Below are 21005 nucleotides of genomic sequence, written 5' to 3' on the forward strand. Positions count from 1 at the left end.
TATACATGTTATGCTACTTATGCATTGTATAGCGGAGCACAGCCATGGCAACCGAACCATTATTACTTATTACCGGCTTATTACTCGCCATTAGCGTCGCGGCCACCCGCGCCTCGAACCGGTTTGGCGTGCCGGCGCTCATCCTCTTTATGGCCGTTGGCATGCTGGCTGGTTCTGACGGGCCGGGTGGCATCGCCTTCACCGACGCCGCCGCAGCCCAACTGATCGGCGTCATCGCCCTGATTTACATCCTCTTTTCTGGTGGATTAGATACAGACTGGCCGATTATCAAGCCAGTGCTCAGCGAGGGATTGATTCTGGCCAATGTTGGCGTATTGGTCAGTACGATCATTGCCGCTGCGGGGGCGCGGCTAATTCTCGGCTTTGACTGGCCGCTAGCATTGTTATTAGGGGCGATCGTCTCTTCAACCGACGCAGCGGCAGTCTTTAGCGTGATGCGCACGCGCGGCATTCATCTCAAACACCGGCTCGAACCGCTGATCGAACTGGAATCGGGCAGTAACGATCCGATTGCGGTCTTTCTGACGATCGGGCTGACGCAATTGCTCATCAACCCGCAGTCGTCCATCCTTGATCTTGTGCCAGCCTTTATCTTCCAAATGGTATTAGGCGCAGCCGGCGGCTACGCTTTTGGCCGCTTGATGATCTGGGTCGTGAATCGCATCCGGCTGCAACAAGAGGGGTTGTACGTCGTGTTGACGATGGCGCTGACGCTGCTGACCTACGGCTTTACCGCGCTCATCGGCGGCAACGGCTTTTTGGCGGTCTACTTGGCCGGCATTGTGCTCGGCAACGCCAATATCGTGCATAAACGCTCGATCTTGCGCTTCCACGACGGTGTCGCGTGGCTCAGCCAGATCGCGATGTTCCTCATTCTAGGGCTGTTGGTGTTCCCGTCACAACTACCAGCAGTAGCGGGGCAAGGCTTGGCCATGGCGCTCTGGCTCGTCTTTGTGGCCCGGCCATTGTCGGTCATGATCGCCATCGGTTGGAAACGGCGCTCGCTGGCGCAACTCTTGATGATCTCGTGGGCAGGCTTACGCGGCGCGGTACCGATCGTACTGGCCACATTCCCGCTCTTGGCTGGCGTCCCCGACGCGCCGCTCTTGTTTAACCTTGTCTTCTTTATCGTGCTGGTATCGGTGCTGGTGCAAGGAGTTTCGATTAGCTGGGTCGCGCGCCGGCTAGGTGTGATGAGCACTCAACCGGAACATGTTGACAGCCATCTGTTTGTGCCTGATGTGAGCGGCGCCAGCCAGATTCTGGAAGCGCACATTCCACCTGATTCGGCACTAGTGGGCAAATCGCTGATCGATGCTGATCTGCCGCGCGGGTTGTTAGTCGTGCAAATTCAACGTGAAGGCGGCTATATTATCCCAAACGGCAGCACCGTCTTTGCACCGGGAGACCGGCTGGTCTTGCTGGTCGCGCCGGCGGCGTTACCGGCAATTACTGACCTCTGCGCGAGTTGCAGTCTCAAGCCGATCGGGCCGATCCAGATCGGCGCGCAGGGGCAAGTGCAGGCGCGCGAGACAAACGTCAATGCGGATTAGGGGAGGGGCATAGCGTGTTATGCCCGTCTGGGCATAACACGCTGTGCCCGTACCGGAGAGAGCGATTAATCGTTCAATTCGACTTGATCGCCGCTGGAGATGAAGATGATCTTCTCGGCCATGTTCAAGGCCCGGTCGGAAACCCGCTCGAAGTTGTGAGCGATAAAGAGCAGATCGGCGGTTTCGGGCGGGGTGAGTTTCGCGACCAAGGTGCGCTTCAACTGCTTGTACTCATGGTCGATCTCGTCCTCGTGGGCGATAATGTCTTTGATCGCATCAGCGCCGCCGTTTGCTAGCGCCGCGAGCGTGCGATCAAGGTTGGCCCGCGCCGTCTTGCCCAACACCACCAGCTCTGCCGGCGCCGCGAGCGGCCCCCGATTGGGGTCAGGACTGCCAATCACCATCTTGGCCGTGCTCTTGGCATAATCAGCGATTCGTTCCAACTCATAACTCATTGCAATGGCGGCTACAATCCGGCGCAAGTCACGCGCTACCGGCTGTTGGGTCGCAATCAAGTTGACTGCTTGCTGCTCAATGGCATCCTTAGCCGCGTTGAGAGTGGTATCACCGGTCACCACCGCCTTGGCCAATTCAACATCCCCCCGTTCCAACGCCGTAATGGCCTGCTCAAGCGCCACACTGACGGCGCGCCCCATTTCCACCACCTGCTTGCGCAGGGCATCCAATGCCTGATCAAAATGCTCACGCGGTCGCATGAAGGTTGCTCCTTCCCCATGTGCTGCTCCCGTACTTCTAGGATACACGCTTTACTGCGATTACGCTAGTAGGGACGACGAATGGACAACGAATGGACAACGAATAAACGAATGGACAACGAATGGGGAAGGAATGGGGTTGGCACGGCGGCGGCAAGCAACCGTTGCCGCATGAAGCGCTGCATCCGTGCTATACTGAGCGCGGCTAGCAGCAACTTGCTGCTAGGCTCGTGGTTTCGGGCTTTGTTACCCGGAGGAACTATGTCAACTCTTATCGAAGCGATCATTGCCCGCGAAGTGCTTGATTCGCGCGGCAACCCGACGATCGAGGTCGATGTTCGGCTGGAGAGCGGCGATGTAGGGCGGGCAATTGTGCCGAGCGGCGCATCAACCGGCGCGCACGAGGCGCTTGAGCTGCGCGATGGCGATAAGTCGCGCTACAACGGCAAGGGTGTGCTCAAGGCGGTACAGGCGGTGAATCAAGATATTGCCGAGGCGCTGATCGGCTTTGATGCCGCCGACCAGATTGCGCTCGATAACGAGCTGATCGCGCTTGATGGCACGCCTAACAAGAGCAAGCTGGGGGCGAATGCGATTTTGGGAGTGTCGCTGGCGGCTGCCAAGGCAGCCGCTGCCGCGTTTGGCATGCCACTCTACCGCTACCTCGGCGGTGTGTTTGCCCACGTGCTGCCGGTGCCGATGATGAATATTATGAACGGCGGCCAGCACGCCACCAATAGCACCGACTTTCAGGAGTTTATGATCATGCCGGTCGGGGCGGAAAGCTTCCGCGAGGGCTTGCGCTGGGGCGCCGAGATTTACCACGCGCTTAAGAAAGTGATCCACGACCGTGGCTTTAGCACGACGGTGGGTGATGAAGGCGGCTTTGCGCCGAGCCTGCCAACCAACGACGCTCCGCTGCAACTGATTATGGAGGCGATCGAGAAGGCTGGCTATCGGCCCGGCGAGCAAGTCTTTATCGCACTTGATCCGGCTACGAATGAGATCTTTGAGGATGGTAAATACCACCTCAAGCGTGAGGGGCGCGTGCTGACCAGCGCCGAGATGGTTGATTACTGGGTCGATCTGGTGGGTCGCTACCCGATCATCTCGCTCGAAGACGGCTTGGCCGAAGATGACTGGGATGGCTGGGTGCTGTTGCGGGCCAAGCTTGGCGACAAGATTCAATTGGTCGGCGACGACTTCCTCGTCACCAACGTGCAGCGGTTGCAACGCGCGATTGGCCTCCAAGCCGCCAACTCGATTCTGATCAAGCTCAACCAGATCGGTTCGTTGACCGAGACGCTGAACACGATGCAAGTGGCGCAGCGCAGCGGGTGGACGACGGTGGTCTCGCACCGGTCGGGCGAGAGCGAAGACGTGACGATCGCCGATTTGGTGGTGGCGACGAATGCCGGCCAGATCAAGACCGGCGCGCCGGCCCGCACCGACCGCATTGCGAAGTACAACCAGTTGCTGCGGATCGAGGAGGAATTGGGCAGCGCGGCGAAATATGCCGGACGGAGCGCGTTTAAGGTGTAAGCAGGGGCACAAAGGGGCAGAGCGGCGCTCTGCCCCTTGTGCCGGGTAACGCAACACTCGTTCGTAGCGGGGGCAGAGCGGCGCTCTGCCCCTACGGTTTACCGCTGATCAACGGGGATGTAATCGCGCCGCTGCGAGCCAATATACACCTGCCGCGGGCGGGTGATCTTCTGCTCGGGGTCTTCGAGCATTTCGAGCCACTGCGCCAACCAGCCTGACGCGCGCGGAATGGCGAACAGGAAGGGGAAATACTCGATCGGGAAGCGCAGCGCCTGATAGATCAACCCGCTATAGAAGTCCACGTTCGGGTAGAGCTTGCGCGCGATGAAGTATTCGTCCTCCAACGCCGTCCGCTCTAGCTCCATGGCCACATCGAGCAGCGGGTTGGCCGCCGTCGCCGCAAAGACTTCGTGCGCGATCTTGCGGATGATCTTAGCCCGCGGGTCGTAATTCTTGTAGACGCGGTGGCCAAATCCCATCAGGCGCATCTCGCCCTTCTTGACCCGCTCGATGAATCCCGGCACATTCTTGGGGTGGCCAATCTGCTGCAACATGCGCAGCACTGCCTCGTTAGCGCCGCCGTGGAGCGGGCCGTACAGCGCCGCCGCCGCCGCCGCTAGCGCATTGTAGGGATCAGCGTGGCTCGACCCGACGCTGCGCATCACCGACGTCGAGCAGTTCTGTTCGTGATCGGCGTGCAGAATGAAGAGCACGTCCAGCGCTTTGGCCAGCACCGGGTTGACCTCGTAATCGCGCTGGTTCATGTAATCCATCATGTAGAGCAGGTTGGCAGTATAGCTGAGCGAGCTGTCGGGCAGGTTGAAGGGCCGGCCAATCCGGTGGCGGTAGGCGAAGGCGGCAATGGTCGGGATCTGGCCGATAATGCGCCAAATCTGCTTCTCGCGCACTGCCGGATCGTGAATGTTCTTGGCTTCGGGGTAGAGGGTTGACATCGCCGCGACCGAGCTGATCAAGATACCCATCGGGTGCGCGTCGTAGCGGAAGGCTTGGATCAGCTCAACAAGACTGTTGTGGAGGAAGAGGTGCCGGCTGATGCGGTACTCCCACCACGCGAGCCGCTCTTTCGAGGGCAATTCGCCGTAGAGCAGCAAATACGCTACCTCAAGGTACGAGCTTTGCTCGGCCAGTTGCTCGATTGGGTAGCCGCGATACTCCAAAATCCCTTTATCGCCGTCAATGTAGGTAATGCTGCTCTTGCACGAAGCGGTGTTGAGGTAGGCCGGATCGTACGACATCAAGCCGAAATCGTCATCATCCGTCTTGATCTGGCGCAAATCGGTCGCGCGAATGGTACCGTTCTCAATCGGGATCTCGTACGTTTTACCGGTGCGATTGTCGGTAACGGTGAGGGTGTTCTTGCTCATAGCCGTGCTCTTTCGTGATACAACGACTGCATCGCCATTGATACGTCTAGCCGTCCACGCTGATGCCGGCAGCTCGACAGCGACGGCACGCATGTTATATGGCGTTGTGGTTTGGTGCTATTGTACCAAAAGTTGTTACAGATTGCACAGGCTTGCCGAAAAGCGACTGCCTGCGGTCTAACTGGGTTGTTAGGCGTCATCAGGCGCGATAATTTCAATTGGGATGCGCCAGACCGGTTCGCTGGCAGCGCGTAACGGCACCAACTCGAGCGAGGGCCAGCGGTAGCTGCCCACGACCAGCCAGTAGCGGCCCGGCGGTAGATCGGCGGGAATGGTTAACCGGCGATCGTCGATGATGAGTTCGCCGGCTTGCCACAGACTGGTCGGGCGTCCGCCAGCCGCCGGCGGGCCGTCAGCGTCAGTCATGCGTTCATCGCGGTCGTTACGCAGATGGAGCATGATGCTCCGTTCGTCGAGATTGCCGCGCAACGCCTGCCACCAGAGCGTGATAGCCAAGGTATCGCCGGCAGTGATTCGCCCGGAAAGCAGATCGTAGCCGCGCAACAGCATATCGTCACCAAATTGGGCCGCGAGTGGTTGTAGCGGGCGATCAATGCGCGCGGCCATGAGCGGGTATTGGGCCACCCAATCGAGAGTGATGCCGCCGGTGCGATCGATCGTGAAGGCGAAGAGGTCAACCGGCGTGAGCAGCGCGCGCTGGTCGGTGCCGGCCCACAAGCGGGCCGTGTAGGTTCCGGGTACAACGACGCCTTGCTGCACTCCCAACGGCAATGGCTCACCGGCAGCGCCATAGGCGACCGGCGCACCGGTTGCGAGATCGATCGCCACTGTGGCCGATTGGGCCGTCGCTGCCGGCCCCAAGCGCAGGCCGTAACGGCCAAAGAACGTTCCCTGCCGTCGATCCCACAGTTCGAGCGCCACAACTAATGGCCCGCTGTCTGGAATGAGCAGGTCGATCGTGGTGGCAACGCGCAACCCATCGGCCACGCTAGCCGCGCTGAGCGCGACGCTGTGGGGGATCATTCCAGCGCTGGCAGGCGGGGAATCCAGCAGACTCACGGCCTGCAACCGGATGGGAGCAGTGCCGGATTGGATGGTCAGTGTATGGGGCGTAGTTAGCGGGCCAAACGTGATCGCGCCGAGACCTGCCGGCACCGCATAACGCCGGCCATCAATGGTTAGCTCAGCCGGGGTGAGGGTGACGGTTTGGAGCTGAATCCAGCGCGTTACCTGCTCTTGATTGGGCGATGGGGTGGCGGGAGACAGCCGGTTGGCGCTCACCGGAATGGTGACGGATTGCGCCCCATCCACCACCTGCGCCAACCGCAGATGGGCCAGCAACCCTTCTGGTCGCCGGTAGAGACGGTACGATCCGCTGCTCCAGATCGGCGGATCAGCGTACCCCCACAGGATCGGGTCTTCGTCGCGTTGCAGCAGAGCGTAATCGGCGACGGCATCGGGGGCACCCGCGTTCGATGAGGTGTAGCCGGTGCGCACATCGCCCCAGACCACGGCGTGATCGAGCAGATAGGCCGCCAGACCGCTGGTAACGCCTTGTACACGCGGGTCGCCGGTGAGCCAGACAGTGCTGCCGGCAGGCACTACGCGGCGCAATTCGCGCAGCGCCGGCAATTCGTTGGCAAATAGGCCGGGTTGGCCCCAATGATCGGCCACGACTCTGCCGCCGGTGAACGCCACAGCGCTGCCGATGACGGCAGTTGCGCTCACAGCCACTAACCGGCGTAGCCATTGCGGACGCGCACGCAGATGATCGAGCGCCGCCTGCCACCCGCTCGCTGCCAGCGCACCGGCTAGCCAACCCATGTATGCCGCCGCCTTGAGGTAGCCGTAGTGGTATGCAGCGCCAAACCGCAGATAGAGCAGAAACCCGCCTGCACCGGCCAGCAGACCGAGCCAGCGACCGCGCTGCGGCCCGGCCAGCAGGCCGTAGCCGGCGAAACCGGCCAACCCAATTGCCGCCAGCCACAGCGGTGGGGAGAGCGGTTCAGGCGCTTCACGCAGGCGAAAGAGCGTGAGACCCACAATATCGCTCAACGGCACGAAGCGAAACAAGCCGAGGGTGGTCAGTGGCAGGCTGTAGCGATAGTTAAAGCCGGCAAAATAGTCGGGAATGGTCGGAGCGGCCAGCACGAGGGTGAGGAGGACAAGGATCAGCGCCCGCTGGATCAGCGGCCAGCGGGGGCGTGTTTGCCAGAGGGTGACAACCCCGATCCCGGCGGCCATCAGCCCGATCGGGCCAAGGGCCGGGTAGTAGGCGACTGGGATGGCAGCCAAACCGATAGCGGCGGCGATCAAGGGATTGAACGGCTGGCCGGGAGCCGGCTGCACCGCTGCCAGCCCAAGGATGAGCGCCAGCGGAATGAGCGGCCACGCCGCCAGTTGCATGCCAAAATTGAAAAAGCTCGTCCACAGCAACAGACCGTTAAGCGCAGCCAATAGCGCGCCGAAAGCGGCTGGGCCGCGCCGCAGATCAAACAGCGCCTGCAAGAGGACATAGATGCCGATCACGCCGAGGGCGCGCAGCCATGCCAGCAGCGGGGCAAAACTCAGCAGCGGTTCGCTGGCGCTGAGCAGATCAACGCTCCCTTGCCAGATACTAAAGCCGAGCGTCAACCCGATCCGTGGTGGATCGGCATTGATGTCGCGCAGCGGGTTGGCGGGGGCGGTCGCAATCGCGCTGACCGGGCCGCGGGTGAGGTAGCGCGCGACCGGCCAGTAGTTTTCAACATCCCAGCCGCCGCCGATAGGGGCGATATACCCATAGCTGAAGAGCGGGGCGATGCCGATGGCGACCCCGATCAGCGCCACCAGCAACACCGGCCAATGCTGGCGCAGCGCCGCGGCGAGGTGAGGCGGCCCAGTGCGCCGCCATGCCAACCCATTGAGCAAACCGCCAAGCGGGAGCAGCAACCCTAACGCCAGACCTAACCCTCCCGCAAACCGCACCACCCAATAGCCAACGAGAATGGTGAGGGCATAGCCTAGCAAGGGCGCGAGCAAAGCGCGCCACGGTTGCAAGGCGGCAGGCAGCAACAACCGCGCCAAGCCCCAGCCATTCCAGAGGGCAAGGACGCTGGCGACGAACAAGGTCAACCCAACGTACAGCATTTCGTTCATAGCGGGATACGGTAGAGCCACACGGCTGTGGCCCTACCGCTTACTAAACCGTATTCCAGCACGGCAGTGGCACTGCCGCAACCCATAGTGATCAGTACCGTTACAGGGCGACAGTTGCCCGCAGTCGATTAGCGCTGCACCGCGGCCCCCGGCTGGCGCACCATCACCCACAAGACGACTACCGCGGCCAGATTCAAACTGACCGCTACCCCGATCAAGAGCGGCAGTGAAACATCGTACAACACGCCGAGCGCGGCACTGCCGGCAAACCAGCTCAGACCAAACCCGGCGTTAAACAGACCATACGCCGCGCCACGGCGCTCAGCCGGCGCTAATTGGGCTACTGCCGCGCGCAAAATCGATTCTTGTGCGCCAAGGGCGATACCCCACACCATCACGCCGAGCACCGCTGCGATGAGACTGCCACTGAAGAGCAACGGTGTGCTGAAGGTCGCCAGCGCCGTCACACCGATCAGGGTTTGCAAACCGATCCGGTCGTAGAGGAAGCCAAAGCCCAATGCTGCCACTGCATCAACCACCATGGCCAGCGCGTAGAGCGCCGGGATTGCAGCAGCCGGCAAGAGCTGGGTGCGCTGGAAGTGGAAAGCGGCCAGCGCAAAATCAACGCTCGCGGCGGCAAACAAACCTACGCTGATCAGGTAGAGCCAGAAGCGCCGGTTGAAGCCGGTGGTGGTAAGCGCCGGCGTGTTGCCGGCCAAATCAGCCGGCTGCGGAAACAGCGCGCGCGCCGTGAGCAACACCGCCAGACAGAGCAGACCGGGCACGATCAATATACCAAACGCGAGCTGAAAGCTGCCGCCAGTAGCCAGCACTCCGGCCAACATCAATGGCCCAATGACTGCGCCAACCTGATCAAGCGCCTCGTGCAAGCCAAACCCCTTGCCGGAACCGACCCGATCGGCGGCATACGAAATCAGCGTATCTCTCGCCGGAGTACGCAATGCCTTGCTAAACCGCTCGGCCATCAGCAAAGCGACCGCCAGCGGCCATGCATTGGCCAAGGCCAGCATCGGCACCGCGATAACGGTCAGCGTATAGCCAAGGATAGTCATCAGCCAATACCGCCGGGTGCGATCGCTGAGATAGCCAAACACCAAGCGCAAACCATAACCGATCAACTCACCAACACCGGCGGTAATGCCCACCACTGCGCCGCTTGCGCCGAGCAGCGCCAAATACTGCCCGCTCAAACTACGCCCGCCTTCATAGACCATATCGGCCAGCAGGCTCACCACCCCCACCAGCACGATAAACTGCACCGCCCGCCGGTTTGTCACAGATAGGGATTGCATCGCAGATCCTTTCTCAGGCATGCCTGCGCCCGGCAAATGCTGCTAGCGCATACCATATTGCGACCGCCGCCAGCCGCGCTGTGCGGTCATCAATATCGTACCGCGGATTCAGCTCGCTGAACTCGATCAAACGGGTACGATGTTCAGCGCCGGCCAGTATCGCCAACGACACCAACTCATCGCCGCGCATGCCGAGCGGATTAGGGGCGCTCACACCGGGAGCTTCGGCGGATTGTACCACGTCTAGATCGAAGCCCCAGCCGATACTGGTCGCATCGCTCGCCGCCACCAGCGCCTGCACCGTCGCCGCAAGACCGGTGCGGCGCGCTTCGCTCAGCTCGACGATGGTGGCGCCGCGTTCTTGCAGATAGGCGGTATACACCGGCGAATTGGCATAGGGTTGCGCGCCGATCACCCAATACCGGCGCGGATCGATCAAACCGGCTTCGATCAATTGGCGGTAGGGGGTGCCGCTATTGGCGGGGTGATCGGCGCGCACATCGTAGTGGGCATCAATATTGATCGCCAATGGCGGCGCCGGCGCGGCAGCGGCCAACGCAGCCATATCGGGGAAGCTGATGTCATTGCCGCCACCGAGACTGATCAACAACTTACCGTCAGCGATGATTTGGGCAGCGATCGCGCGGTGGCGCTCGTGGATCGCCTCTAGATCGCCATCAACCGGTACATCACCGAGATCGCAGATAGGCAGATCGGCGATCCCAGCCACACCCAGCCGGTAGAGACACCGCCGGATCGCAGTTGGCCCTTGGGCCGCGCCGGCCCGGCCCCGATTGCGTTGCACGCCGAGGTCTTGCGGGCAACCGAGGATCACCACCGCGGCAGAATCATAACCGGCGCTGCCGGGGATCACCACTTCACCCAGCCGCCGGTCATTGGGATCATCACGGCGATAGAACAGCTCGCTTACGGGCGGAATGAGCTGTTGGAAGAGCGGCTTCACTGGCGGAAGAAATCGATCACTTGGCTGCGTTCTTCTTCGCTCGGCATCAGCTCGATGAACGTGATCCGATGCCACGGGAAGATCACCGCTTGCACGCCGGCAGCCAGATACGGCACCGGCTTGCCATCGCGCTTGCGCATATTAGTGACTTTGATGAAGAGATCGCCGGGCTGCGGTTCCTGATCAATATCGGCCAGCAGCGGATCTTCGCCGGTAAGATGAAGAATGACCGTTTTCGGCATAGAGAAGCCTCCGCGAATGTATCAAACCTTATGAACTCACCTCAAACCGCACCAACAGCATCCCAAACTGCACCTCATCGCCGTGCTGCAACGGCATCGGCTGGCCGGGAGGCACACGCTGGCGGTTGAGAAATGTCCCGTTCGAGCTACCGAGATCCTCAAGCACATAACGATTATTTGAACACACGATCCGGGCATGGCGGCGCGAGACACCGGCATCATACCCGCCATCGAGACTAAAATCAACATCGGGGAAAAAGCCGCGCTGCTGGTCTTTGCGCCCGATCAACAATTCCGGCGCCGCCGGCAACTCAATCCGCCGGCCCGAACTCAGCACAACCAGCGCAATCGCCGGCCCAGACGCTGGGTTAGCCGGCGCCGGCAAAATCGTCGCCTCATCCTCAACCAGTTCGGCTGCTTCGGCGGCTGCGCGATTGAGCGAAGCGGTGGTTTGGCGTTGCGGTTTGGCAGCGATGAGGCTAGCGCCGCAGACGGTGCAGAAGATAGTACCATCGAGCTGTTGGGCTTGGCAGTAACTGCAGATGATCATGGGTCTTCTACTCCGGCCTACGATGACTCTTCGCGCCCAATCAGGCCGCGCGTCCCGTACTTAATCCGCTTGCGCCCTTCAGCGCTCGCCTGCCCTGAGCGGAGCAAGCGGGTCGCCTCTTCCTGCACGGTGCGGGCCAATTCGACTTGGCCCGCCTCGAAGAGGCGGGTGCCGGCCATTTGCAAGCGCCGGGTCGCCTCTTCCAACTTACCCTCTTCGGCGGCCTGCCATGCGCTAGCCTGCAACCGGTAAGCAACCAGCCGTTCAAGCCAGTGTTTCACTGTCGGATCAACACTATCGCCAACCTCATCAGGATCACGAAACGCGACCGGCAGCGTCTGCTCGTGACTCTGGGTTGCGCTATCGCTGCCCGGCGTGCGGTAACGCAAATTGAGGCGCAGCAACGTATGCCGGCCAACCGGCAACGGCGGCACCACCATTTCGAGCAACAACGCTTGGGTATCGCTCTCTGGCCAATCGCCGAGCGCCGCCGTCCAGACAAAATCCGCCTCTTCGATCACCGGCAGCGGGCCGATAAAGGGGCGCACCCGATCGAGCGAGCGCACCAACGCTTGCGGCGGCAAGGCCAGCCGCACCTGCACATCTTGGGCAAACAGATTTTGCATGCGCTCGACTTCAGCGGTGAAGACCTTGGTGATCTCGTTGGCGGACGTGATATAGTGCGTGCGGCTATTCTCGCGAGCGGCGATCGTCTCGAGCAGGTCTTCATTCCACTCACTGCCGATGCCCAGCGCCGTAATCCCGATTCCGCGTGATTGGGCGCGGCGGGCAATCTCGACGCAGCGGCCTTCATCGCCATAGGTACGGCCATCGGTCAGCAAGAGCAAACGATGAACGGCGCGCGGCATCATCGCCCGTTGCAATTCTTGCACCCCCAGCGCCAAGCCGGTGGCCATCTCGGTGCCGCCAGCAGCCTCAATCGCGCTGATGTGGCGCTTAATTTCCTGCCGCGCCCGCGCCAGTTGGGCCGGCACCACTACCTCGGCCCGATCGTTAAACGTTACGAGGGCAAAGCTTTCGTTATCGCCGAGCAAGTCAAGAATCTGCATCGCCGCCTGCTTAACCTGCTGCAACCGTTCGCCGCGCATCGACGAGCTGCGGTCAATGACCAAACAGAGGTTGAGCGGCAAGCGTGGCATCTTGGTCGCACCGCTTTGGGCCGCCAACTCGATGAGCGCATAGAGCAACTGCGGCTCGGTGCTAGCCGGCAACACACTACGGCTTGGCGTGATGCGCAGATCAACCTTGCTCATCGCTGGCCCTCATCGAGCGGCAACGACACCACAACCGCCGAGATATTATCATCGCCGCCGGCCAAGTTCGCCAGCGCGATCAACTCACGGCAGACATCGTGCGGCCATGGGCTATGCTGCAACGCCCGTTCAATCGCCTTTTCTTCCACCATACTCCACAGGCCATCGCTGCATAAGACAATATGCGAGCAATTATTAAGCTGATGATAGACAAAATCAACAGCGACCTGCGGCTGCTGGCCAACCGTGCGATAGAGCTGGTTGCGCAAGGGATGTTCACGCGCCTCATCGGGATCGAGCTGGCCGAGTGCGATCAACCGCCCCACCGTCGAATGGTCGGTCGTGAGTTGGCGCAACCCGCCCGGCTCATACACATAGCAGCGCGAATCGCCGACGTGGGCGACATAGAGGCCGTGGCCGATCACCAAGGCTGCCGTGCAGGTCGTGCCCATATCAGAACCGAGCGCCTGAGCTTCACGCCAAATCGCAGCATTCGCCTCTTGCACCGATTCGATCATCAGCGGTTGCAACGCCTCAAGCAAGCCATCTTCAATCACCGGCAAGACAAGGCGTTCCAGCACACTGGTCAGCACCGTCTGCACGGCCAACCGGCTCGCCACTTCACCACCCTGATGGCCGCCCATGCCATCAGCCACGATAAACAACCCCACCGGCACATCACTGCCCTCGCGCGGCAAGGTCATGATCATCGCCAAGGCGCAATCTTGATTTGTTTCCCGCACCCGGCCAATATCGCGCAACGCGGCAGCGGCAAAGCCCTGCGCCGAACGGCGCAGTGTCAAGGCCGGCTGGTAATCGTGACCGATCTGGCGCGTGCCGTCTTCTTCAGGCGGCGTCAGCCCCATCGGCGCCAAACGTTCTGGCGGTGAGGCTGCCGGATGCAACGGTTCAGTCGGTGTGTCATCGTGAGCTGGCACGGTTTCGTCCGGCATAGCGGCACCATTCCCTTACCCTGCAAATCACGCTTTGAGCGCATAGATATGATGATCCATTGAGCCAATATAGACCACGCCATTGACAATCATCGGTGATGAGACGATGGGGCCATCAGTGAGATATTTCCAGATCAACTGGCCGCTGCCGGCATCGAGACAGTAGATGGCCTGATCGACGGCGCCAAAATAGAGCCGGCCACCTTCAACCCGTGGCGATGAGGTGATCTGGCTGCCAACCTCATACTTCCAGACCAACCGCCCGTTCTTGGTATCGAGGGCGTACATATTGCCATCGACGCCGCCGACAAACACCCGCGTACCGACCACACACGGCGAGGAGTTGATGTAATGGCCGGTGCGAAAGCGCCACGCCGGCCAGCCGCCTTCGGCATCGAGCGCATAGAGGTTTTGGTCGAGCGAACCGACAAAGACCAGACCATCACTAAACGCTGGCGACGAACGCACTGGCTGTTGGGTGCGCTGCTTCCACTTCACCGCGCCGGTGCGCACATCGAGGCAATAGACATTGCCATCATCGCCGCCGATAAAGATCGACGAACCGTTAATGCAGGCCGACGAGCGGATCGGATTCCACGTGCGGTACTTCCAGATCAAGGTGCCACGCAGACCATCAATCGCATACACATGTTGATCATCGGAACCGACAAAGATCACGCGGTCTTCAATCCGCGGCGAGGAACGGATCGGCTTTTCGGTGCGAAATGTCCAGCGCGGGTTGCCACGCCGCATATCGAGCGCATAGAGCGAACCATCTTCCGAACCGATATAGACCATATCTTGCCATACTGCCGGCGACGAGCTAATGCCGCCTTGCGTGGCATACTTCCAACGAAACTCGCCGCGGGTCGCATCAACGGCGTAGATATTGGTATCATAACAGCCGACAAAGACCAAACCGCCGCTGACGAACGGCGACGATCGCACCTCGTCTTCGCACTTAAACCGCCAGACCAGCTCGGTCGTTTGCGCGCTTTTCCCTTTGCCGGCGACCGGAGCAGCGACTGCCGGCTTCGCCCCAACTGTCTCGGCCAAGGAGGGCACGGTGAGCAACGCCTGCCGGAACTCTTCGGCACTCTGCCAACGGGCCGCCATATCATATTCGAGCGCCCGCATCACCACGGCTTCCATTTCTGGCGAAACCGCGGGGTTAATCTGCCGGATCGGACGTTCTTGGAAGGTGAACGGCGTTTCGAGGCGTGGATCGGTATTGGTGAGCAGATGGTGCAACGTCGCGCCAAGCGCATAAATATCGCCGACCGGCTCAGCCACGCCGCGATACTGTTCGGGCGGCGAGTAGCCTTCGGTGCCGATCATGGTGCCCTTGCGATCGCTGCGGTTGAGGTTGCGAGCAATGCCAAAGTCAATGAGCACAATCCGGTCATCGCCGACCACCATCACGTTCGATGGTTTCATATCGCGAAAGACGATCGGTTCCGGCTTGTGATTGTGCAAATACGACAGCACATCGCAAATTTGCAATGCCCACCGCGCAACCCGCGCTTCGTCAAGCGGCTTGCCGTTTTCTTCCAACACCGTCTCAAGGTCTTTGCCGGGGATAAATTCGAGGACGAGGTAGACTTTACCGTGCTCTTCAAAAAAGTCGTAGACTTTGGGAATCGCAGGGTGTTGCAGGGTGGCTAACAAGCCAGCTTCGCGCTGAAAGTTCTTGAGATTGAGTAAACGGGTTTGCGAATCGGGCGCGCTCTGGGCCATTTCTTTGATCGCGCAATAGCGCACCACATCTTTGAACCGCAAGTCGCGTCCGCGGTAGACGACGCTCATCCCGCCAATCCCGATTGGCCCCTCGACGTGGTAACGACCTTGAAGAACAGTACCGGGGTTGAGCATCACCGGCGCGACTGGCGACGGCTGGCCAGCGGGCCGCGCCGCCATCTGGCGCGTGCCTTCGTCCGCTTCACCAGCGGGCCGCGCCGCCATCTGGCGCGTGCCCTCTTCCGGCGCAGATGATGGCGTAGATGGGCCGATCTGGCGCGTGCCATCATCAGCCGCGCCGCTTTCGGGAGGTTGTGCGTTGACAGATTTGGTGCCAACCCGTTTGATCAAGCCCATGAGTCACCTCGTCCATTGGTTATGCCAGCGATAGTGAGACATATTGGCAAGTTTGTTCCTCTATTATAGAAGGTGTTGTTCGCTTCGGCAACCGGATCAAGGCACCATAATGGCTATTACGAATATTCCTTGTTTTGTGCTTGATGTTTGATGGCAGCGAGGAGGATGGATACAAACCGCACGGCTAGGCCGATAGTGTGAGCCGTGCGGCTGCCAGAGAGCCGCACCGCCGTGCGGCTGTACAGATACAGATGGCTCAGCGCGCCGGTTGCCACCCTTGCACGCGAGCAATGGCCATCCGCCACCGTTCGGAGTGGATCTCGCGTTCGGCGGCGGTTGTGCGTGGCACGAACCGCGTCGCCGTATCATCAACCAACGCCGGCAAGGTCTGCGGCGACCACACGCCGGCCCCGATCCCGGCCAGCAGCGCCACGCCGCGAGCCGTGGTTTCGGTGTCGCGGGCGCGCACCAGCGTCACCCCGCTTAGATCGGCTTGAATTTGGCAAGCCAGATCGCTGGCGGCTAAGCCGCCACCCACCCGCAGTTCATTGATGGCGATCCCAGCCTCAGCCTGCATCGTCGCCAGAATATCGGCTAATTGGAAGCCGATCGACTCGTAGAAGGCGCGGGCGATATGGCCGACCTGCACCCCCAACGCCAAGCCAAAGAGCGCGCCGCGCGCGCTGCGATCTTCGCTCGGCACCCCCAACCCGTTGAGCGCGGGCACAAAGACCACGCCGCCGCTGTCGGGCACTGTCGCCGCGTGCCGGTCGAGATCGGCGACGCGCCGCACCAAACCGATCTCGCGCAGCCAATTGGCCGCCGCGCCAGTGGTCGTCATGTCGGCTTCGAGGGCATAGGTTGGCACACCGCCAATCTCCCATGCCAAATAGGTTTTGCAAATACCTTGCGGCGGCGCATGCGGGCCAACCACCGCGTTCACAAATGAGGCAGTACCGTGGGTTGCCACGGCTTGGCCGGGGGAACGGCAATCGTAGCCAAACAATGCCGATTGCTGGTCGGTGATCATCGCCAGCACCGGCACTGCTGCGCCATCGATATGCAACTCGCCGAAATGGTGAATCGTCGGGCGGGGGATGGGCAGCGCCGCACGCGGTATCTGGAGCGCCTCGATCCACTCATCCCATAGCGTGCGCCGGCGCGGATCGTAGACGGTCATCGCCTGCAATAGCGAGTGGTCGAGGGCGTGCTCTGCCGGGCAGCCGAGCGCCTGCACGATCCAGCCGGCGGCCAGCGACACCCGCAATACGCCTTGTTCGGCGGCACGGCGAAACGCGGCATCGTGCTGCATCCGCCATGCCATGTGCATCGCGCTGGCGTAGGGGCCGGGGAACTGGCCCAACCGTTCGCGCCGCTGCGGCCCCAACGGCGTATCAGCCAACGCCGCCACTAACGGCGCGGTACGCAAGTCTTGCCACGTGATGGCATTGCCAATCGGGCGACCAGTGCGGGCATGCCACGCAAAGACGGTATCGCGCTGCGAGGTGATCCCGCAGGCGATCAGGTCGCTGCCACGGACACCGGCGCGGGCAAGCGCCTCGTTGATCGCCTCGGCCACGCTGCGCGCAATCGCGTGCGGTCGCTGCTCAACCCATCCCGGCTGGGGGTAGACACGCCCAACGGCGCGGTAGCCATACCCCCGCACTTGGCCTTCATCATCGTAAATTACGGCGCGGCTGCCACTGCCGCCTTGATCGATGGCAAGAACGTAGCGTCTCACAGGGTTGCCTCGTCACGTATCAGGCGAATGGGGGGCATTATACCACGTTGTTGCGCGCGATTGGGGGCCACGCAGACGCCGGTACAATCGGTTATAATACGGCCATGAGGAGCCGCACGGCTGTGCGGCTCTACGGTTGTGCGGGGATCAGATTGGACACCGCACCGCCGTGCGGCTGTACATTGGGGGCCAGATTGAACACCGCACCGCCGTGCGGCTGTACATTGGGGGCCAGATTGAACACCGCACCGCCGTGCGGCTGAACCAGTGTTTGGTTGTCACATAGGGAGCCGCACCGCCGTGCGGCTGTACGGTAGGAATCATGTCGCATTTTACGATTACTGCTCGTGATCCTGACAGCCGCGCCCGCGCTGGCGTATTGCAAACCGCTCACGGTGCGGTTGCGACGCCGGTCTTTATGCCGGTCGGCACACGCGCCACGGTCAAATCGCTTAGTCCGCACGAACTGCGCGACCACGGTGCGTCCATCATTCTTGGCAATACCTACCACCTCTACCTACAGCCCGGCCACGAGCTGATCGCGCGTCACGGCGGCCTGCACGGCTTTATGAGCTGGGATGGCCCTATCCTGACTGACAGCGGCGGGTTTCAGGTCTTTTCGCTGGTCTACGGCGGGATCGCCGATGAGGTCAAGGGCCGGCGACCGGCGCACCCATCCCGCTTGAGTGATATGGTGACAGTGACCGAAGAGGCAGTCATCTTCAAATCGTACCTCGACGGCTCGCGCCACGTCTTTACGCCGGAACGGAGCATCGAGGTGCAGCACCATCTCGGCGCAGACGTGATTGTCTGCTTCGATGAACTGCCACCGTTCCGGGCCGGTTACGACTACACCGCGCAAAGCATGGCCCGCACCCACCGCTGGGCCGAACGCTGCCTCACCGCGCACCAGCAACGGAACCGCGCCGCGCTGCCCAACCCCGATCAACTTCTATTTGGGATCGTGCATGGCGGTATCTTTCCCGACCTGCGGCGAGCGAGCGCCGAAGTGATTAGCAGGATGGGTTTTGATGGCCTCTGCATTGGGGGATCGTTAGGGGCTAACAAAGAGCAGATGTACGAGGTCGTGGATATGACCGTGCCTTACCTACCCGACGGTATGGCGCGCCATCTGTTGGGAGTCGGCGATGTCGATGATCTGCTGGAAGGAGTAGCGCGGGGCATCGATATGTTCGATTGCGTCAGCCCAACCCGGCTGGGAAGGCACGGTGCGGCGTTAGTGCGCAACCGCGAGCGAAACTGGCGACTGAATGTGACCAATGCCTCGTTACGCGATGATCCGGGGCCGTTGCAAGCTGGCTGCACCTGTTACACCTGCCGCCACTTCTCGCGCGCCTACATCCACCATCTCTACCGCTCGAAAGAGCTGCTCGGCATTCGGCTGGTCAGCCTGCACAACGTCGCGTTCCTGCTCAACCTGATGGCCGACGTGCGCGCGGCGCTGGCAGCCGGCAGGTTTGGCGAATTGTACGAAGAATGGCTAGGCAAACCGCTGATCAGCGTGACACGATAACACAGGCGGCATAGCAGCAGACGCTGTTATCGCCGCCGCCGCTCGATCGCACGATTGATCTGTTCGAGCACGCGCAGATCGGCCTCTTTGGGGGAACGCGGCGCATCAGCGTACAGCGCGCGCTCGGTGCGGAAGAGGTGCAGAAGACGCACCGCGAGAATCACGCCGCCGAGCAACGTCAGCGCTAACATCCCCCACGGCAGCCATGCAATGACCAGCGGCGTTACCACGGTCGTTGCCAACCGCTCGGCGTTCGTCGCTTCCGGCCACGCAACCCCAGCGTAGCGCACAAGGTAGGTTATGACGAGGGCAGCATTTATGACACCGAAGGCGGCCCCGATCAAGCGATGAGACCACTCTGCGGCATCTTCGAGGCCAAACTCGATGATCATATCGATACCGTAGCCGATGATCATCGCCAGAACCAGCAATCCGCTTAACGAGACAAAGAGCGGCCAGCCATTGGCCAATCCGGCGCGCCCGAGCAGGTTGATCACCCCATCCCGCCATAGATCAACCAGTACGGCGCCAATCAGGGTGCCCACGAGCGCGAACCCGCTTGGCCAAGCGCCGCGGCGTAATCCAACGATCGTGAAGAGGATGAGAATAATGACTGCCCCCACATCGATTGCCATACGCCACTCCTTCAGTGGTGAACTTAGATTACTACGTATTGTAGCAGAAATGTCAAGCAATGGCCCAGCGGGGATCGCTATGAGCATGCAAGGTCATTCACTGTCCCATCATTCCGCTGTAGGTCATTGAGTAGGCATTTCTCCACCTGACGGGCAAGAATCGGCATGCGAGCCGCTGCACAAAGATGCTATAATGACCGCGTCAGACAATGGTTGTCTGTCGTACCATTGCTGCTCACGGTATCTCTTACCGGAGCGCAATCGTTTGAGTGCTAAGGAGGCTTGCATGGTTCGCGTCGCTATCAACGGTTTCGGCCGGATCGGGCGCCAGAGCTTTAAGGCGATGCTGGAGTACTATCCCGAAGAGTTTGAGATTGTCGCGATTAATGACCTCACCGACGCCAAGACGCTGGCGCATCTCTTGCGGTACGATTCAACCTACGGCGCCTTCGATGGCGAGGTGACAGTGACCGAGAAGGCGATTGTCGTCGAGCAGGATGATGTGCGCTACGAGTTGCTGACGCTCGCCGAGCGTGATCCGGCGGCGTTGCCGTGGAAGGAGCTGGGGGTCGATATCGTGATCGAGTCGACCGGTCGCTTTACCGATGCCGAGAAGGCCAAGGCCCACCTTGCGGCGGGGGCCAAGAAGGTGATTATTACCGCGCCGGCCAAAGGTGAAGATATCACTATCTGCTTGGGCGTCAACGACGCGAAGTACGATCACGAGAAGCACCACATTATCTCGAACGCCTCCTGCACGACCAATTGTCTCGCGCCGGTCGCCAAGGTGCTCAATGATCGCTTTGGCATCGAACGCGGGTTGATGACGACGATCCACTCGTATACGATGGATCAGAACTTGCAGGATAACGTCCACAAAGACTTGCGCCGGGCGCGGGCAGCGGCGATCAACATGGTGCCCACCACCACCGGCGCTGCCAAGGCCGTGGCATTGGTCATTCCTGAGCTGAAGGGCAAGTTCCACGGCTATGCCGTGCGCGTGCCGACGCCGACCGTCTCGATGGTCGATTTCTCGGTCTTGCTCAGCACCAAGACTTCGGTTGAAGCGATTAACCAAGCCTTCATCGAGGCCAGCGAGAGCGAGGAGCTGGAGGGCATCCTCGGCGTCAGCCACGATGAGCTGGTCAGCACCGACTTCATCGGCACCACCTACAGCAGCGTGGTTGACCTGCCGCTGACGATGAGCATGGGTGACGATTTCTTCAAGATCGTCGCGTGGTACGACAACGAGTGGGGCTATTCGGTGCGCGTTGCCGATCTGACGGCGCTGGTGGCCGACCGGTTTGAATAATCGGATGGGCGGTAGTA

The 21005-nt window shown here is 61.0% G+C and carries 16 protein-coding genes; 4 read left to right on the plus strand and 12 right to left on the minus strand.

Annotated features, from left to right (window positions below; translation table 11 throughout):
• The first annotated feature begins 44 nt into the window (after positions 1–44).
• The gene (locus A6A03_RS12340; protein ID WP_066788670.1) at positions 45–1574 is read left to right on the plus strand and encodes a potassium/proton antiporter; all 1530 of its coding nucleotides are present in this window, start codon (positions 45–47) and stop codon (positions 1572–1574) included.
• Between the two features lie 65 nt (positions 1575–1639).
• On the opposite strand, the gene phoU is transcribed toward A6A03_RS12340, so the two are convergent.
• Positions 1640–2290: a phosphate signaling complex protein PhoU gene (gene phoU / locus A6A03_RS12345; RefSeq protein WP_066788673.1), complete on the minus strand. Its 651-nt coding sequence runs from the start codon at positions 2288–2290 to the stop codon at positions 1640–1642.
• Between the two features lie 261 nt (positions 2291–2551).
• On the opposite strand from phoU, the gene eno reads away from it, so the two are divergent.
• On the plus strand, positions 2552–3832 hold the full coding sequence (gene eno / locus A6A03_RS12350) for a phosphopyruvate hydratase (RefSeq protein WP_066788676.1): 1281 nt from the start codon (positions 2552–2554) through the stop codon (positions 3830–3832).
• A 98-nt stretch (positions 3833–3930) separates the two neighbouring features.
• Here eno and A6A03_RS12355 read toward each other — a convergent pair whose 3' ends face one another.
• From A6A03_RS12355 to A6A03_RS12400, 10 genes are all read right to left on the minus strand, one after another.
• Positions 3931–5217 carry a citrate synthase gene (locus A6A03_RS12355; RefSeq protein WP_066788679.1) on the minus strand — a complete coding sequence of 429 codons (1287 nt, stop codon included), beginning with the start codon at positions 5215–5217 and terminating at the stop codon, positions 3931–3933.
• Between the two features lie 189 nt (positions 5218–5406).
• A complete protein-coding gene (locus A6A03_RS12360; RefSeq protein WP_066788682.1) occupies positions 5407–8376 on the minus strand; it encodes a hypothetical protein in 2970 nt (989 codons plus the stop codon).
• A gap of 128 nt (positions 8377–8504) precedes the next feature.
• Positions 8505–9689: an MFS transporter gene (locus tag A6A03_RS12365; RefSeq protein ID WP_066788685.1), complete on the minus strand. Its 1185-nt coding sequence runs from the start codon at positions 9687–9689 to the stop codon at positions 8505–8507.
• A gap of 13 nt (positions 9690–9702) precedes the next feature.
• Entirely contained in the window at positions 9703–10653 is a 951-nt protein-coding gene (locus A6A03_RS12370) for a formimidoylglutamase (protein WP_066788687.1), read from the minus strand.
• Positions 10650–10895 (minus strand): hypothetical protein, encoded by a 246-nt coding sequence (locus A6A03_RS12375; protein WP_012259644.1) that lies wholly within the window; start codon positions 10893–10895, stop codon positions 10650–10652. The genes A6A03_RS12370 and A6A03_RS12375 overlap by 4 nt, the downstream gene beginning before the upstream one ends.
• A 28-nt stretch (positions 10896–10923) precedes the next feature.
• Positions 10924–11445, minus strand: a complete 522-nt coding sequence (locus A6A03_RS12380; protein WP_066788689.1) for an FHA domain-containing protein — start codon at positions 11443–11445, stop codon at positions 10924–10926.
• A gap of 17 nt (positions 11446–11462) precedes the next feature.
• Complete coding sequence (locus A6A03_RS12385; protein ID WP_066788691.1) at positions 11463–12719, minus strand: vWA domain-containing protein; 1257 nt, start codon at positions 12717–12719, stop codon at positions 11463–11465.
• Complete coding sequence (locus A6A03_RS12390) at positions 12716–13672, minus strand: PP2C family protein-serine/threonine phosphatase (protein WP_066788694.1); 957 nt, start codon at positions 13670–13672, stop codon at positions 12716–12718. Before A6A03_RS12390 ends, A6A03_RS12385 begins: the two co-directional genes overlap by 4 nt.
• Before the next feature lie 27 nt (positions 13673–13699).
• Positions 13700–15766, minus strand: coding sequence for a beta-alanine-activating enzyme beta-propeller domain-containing protein (locus tag A6A03_RS12395; protein ID WP_066788697.1), 2067 nt, complete (start codon positions 15764–15766; stop codon positions 13700–13702).
• A gap of 256 nt (positions 15767–16022) precedes the next feature.
• Positions 16023–17507, minus strand: a complete 1485-nt coding sequence (locus A6A03_RS12400; RefSeq protein WP_066788704.1) for an FGGY family carbohydrate kinase — start codon at positions 17505–17507, stop codon at positions 16023–16025.
• 322 nt (positions 17508–17829) lie between these two features.
• Here A6A03_RS12400 and tgt point away from each other — a divergent pair, with 322 nt between their 5' ends.
• A complete protein-coding gene (tgt, locus tag A6A03_RS12405; protein ID WP_066788707.1) occupies positions 17830–19041 on the plus strand; it encodes a tRNA guanosine(34) transglycosylase Tgt in 1212 nt (403 codons plus the stop codon).
• Positions 19042–19067: 26 nt separating this feature from the next.
• On the opposite strand, the gene A6A03_RS12410 is transcribed toward tgt, so the two are convergent.
• The gene (locus tag A6A03_RS12410) at positions 19068–19676 is read right to left on the minus strand and encodes a CvpA family protein (protein ID WP_066788711.1); all 609 of its coding nucleotides are present in this window, start codon (positions 19674–19676) and stop codon (positions 19068–19070) included.
• Between the two features lie 286 nt (positions 19677–19962).
• Between A6A03_RS12410 and gap the strand changes: the two genes are divergently transcribed.
• Entirely contained in the window at positions 19963–20988 is a 1026-nt protein-coding gene (gene gap / locus A6A03_RS12415) for a type I glyceraldehyde-3-phosphate dehydrogenase (protein WP_066788713.1), read from the plus strand.
• The last annotated feature ends 17 nt before the right edge of the window (positions 20989–21005 follow it).

Source organism: Chloroflexus islandicus (assembly GCF_001650695.1).
GTDB lineage: Bacteria > Chloroflexota > Chloroflexia > Chloroflexales > Chloroflexaceae > Chloroflexus > Chloroflexus islandicus.

What these genes read in the sequence shown, in the direction of transcription:
- A6A03_RS12380 (WP_066788689.1), bottom strand. Translation starts at nt 11,445, where the DNA reads ATGATCATCTGCAGTTACTGCCAAGCCCAACAGCTCGATGGTACTATC.
- eno (WP_066788676.1), top strand. Translation starts at nt 2,552, where the DNA reads ATGTCAACTCTTATCGAAGCGATCATTGCCCGCGAAGTGCTTGATTCG.
- phoU (WP_066788673.1), bottom strand. Translation starts at nt 2,290, where the DNA reads ATGCGACCGCGTGAGCATTTTGATCAGGCATTGGATGCCCTGCGCAAG.
- A6A03_RS12410 (WP_066788711.1), bottom strand. Translation starts at nt 19,676, where the DNA reads ATGGCAATCGATGTGGGGGCAGTCATTATTCTCATCCTCTTCACGATC.
- tgt (WP_066788707.1), top strand. Translation starts at nt 17,830, where the DNA reads ATGTCGCATTTTACGATTACTGCTCGTGATCCTGACAGCCGCGCCCGC.
- gap (WP_066788713.1), top strand. Translation starts at nt 19,963, where the DNA reads ATGGTTCGCGTCGCTATCAACGGTTTCGGCCGGATCGGGCGCCAGAGC.
- A6A03_RS12390 (WP_066788694.1), bottom strand. Translation starts at nt 13,672, where the DNA reads ATGCCGGACGAAACCGTGCCAGCTCACGATGACACACCGACTGAACCG.
- A6A03_RS12365 (WP_066788685.1), bottom strand. Translation starts at nt 9,689, where the DNA reads ATGCAATCCCTATCTGTGACAAACCGGCGGGCGGTGCAGTTTATCGTG.
- A6A03_RS12395 (WP_066788697.1), bottom strand. Translation starts at nt 15,766, where the DNA reads ATGGGCTTGATCAAACGGGTTGGCACCAAATCTGTCAACGCACAACCT.
- A6A03_RS12385 (WP_066788691.1), bottom strand. Translation starts at nt 12,719, where the DNA reads ATGAGCAAGGTTGATCTGCGCATCACGCCAAGCCGTAGTGTGTTGCCG.
- A6A03_RS12360 (WP_066788682.1), bottom strand. Translation starts at nt 8,376, where the DNA reads ATGAACGAAATGCTGTACGTTGGGTTGACCTTGTTCGTCGCCAGCGTC.
- A6A03_RS12355 (WP_066788679.1), bottom strand. Translation starts at nt 5,217, where the DNA reads ATGAGCAAGAACACCCTCACCGTTACCGACAATCGCACCGGTAAAACG.
- A6A03_RS12340 (WP_066788670.1), top strand. Translation starts at nt 45, where the DNA reads ATGGCAACCGAACCATTATTACTTATTACCGGCTTATTACTCGCCATT.
- A6A03_RS12375 (WP_012259644.1), bottom strand. Translation starts at nt 10,895, where the DNA reads ATGCCGAAAACGGTCATTCTTCATCTTACCGGCGAAGATCCGCTGCTG.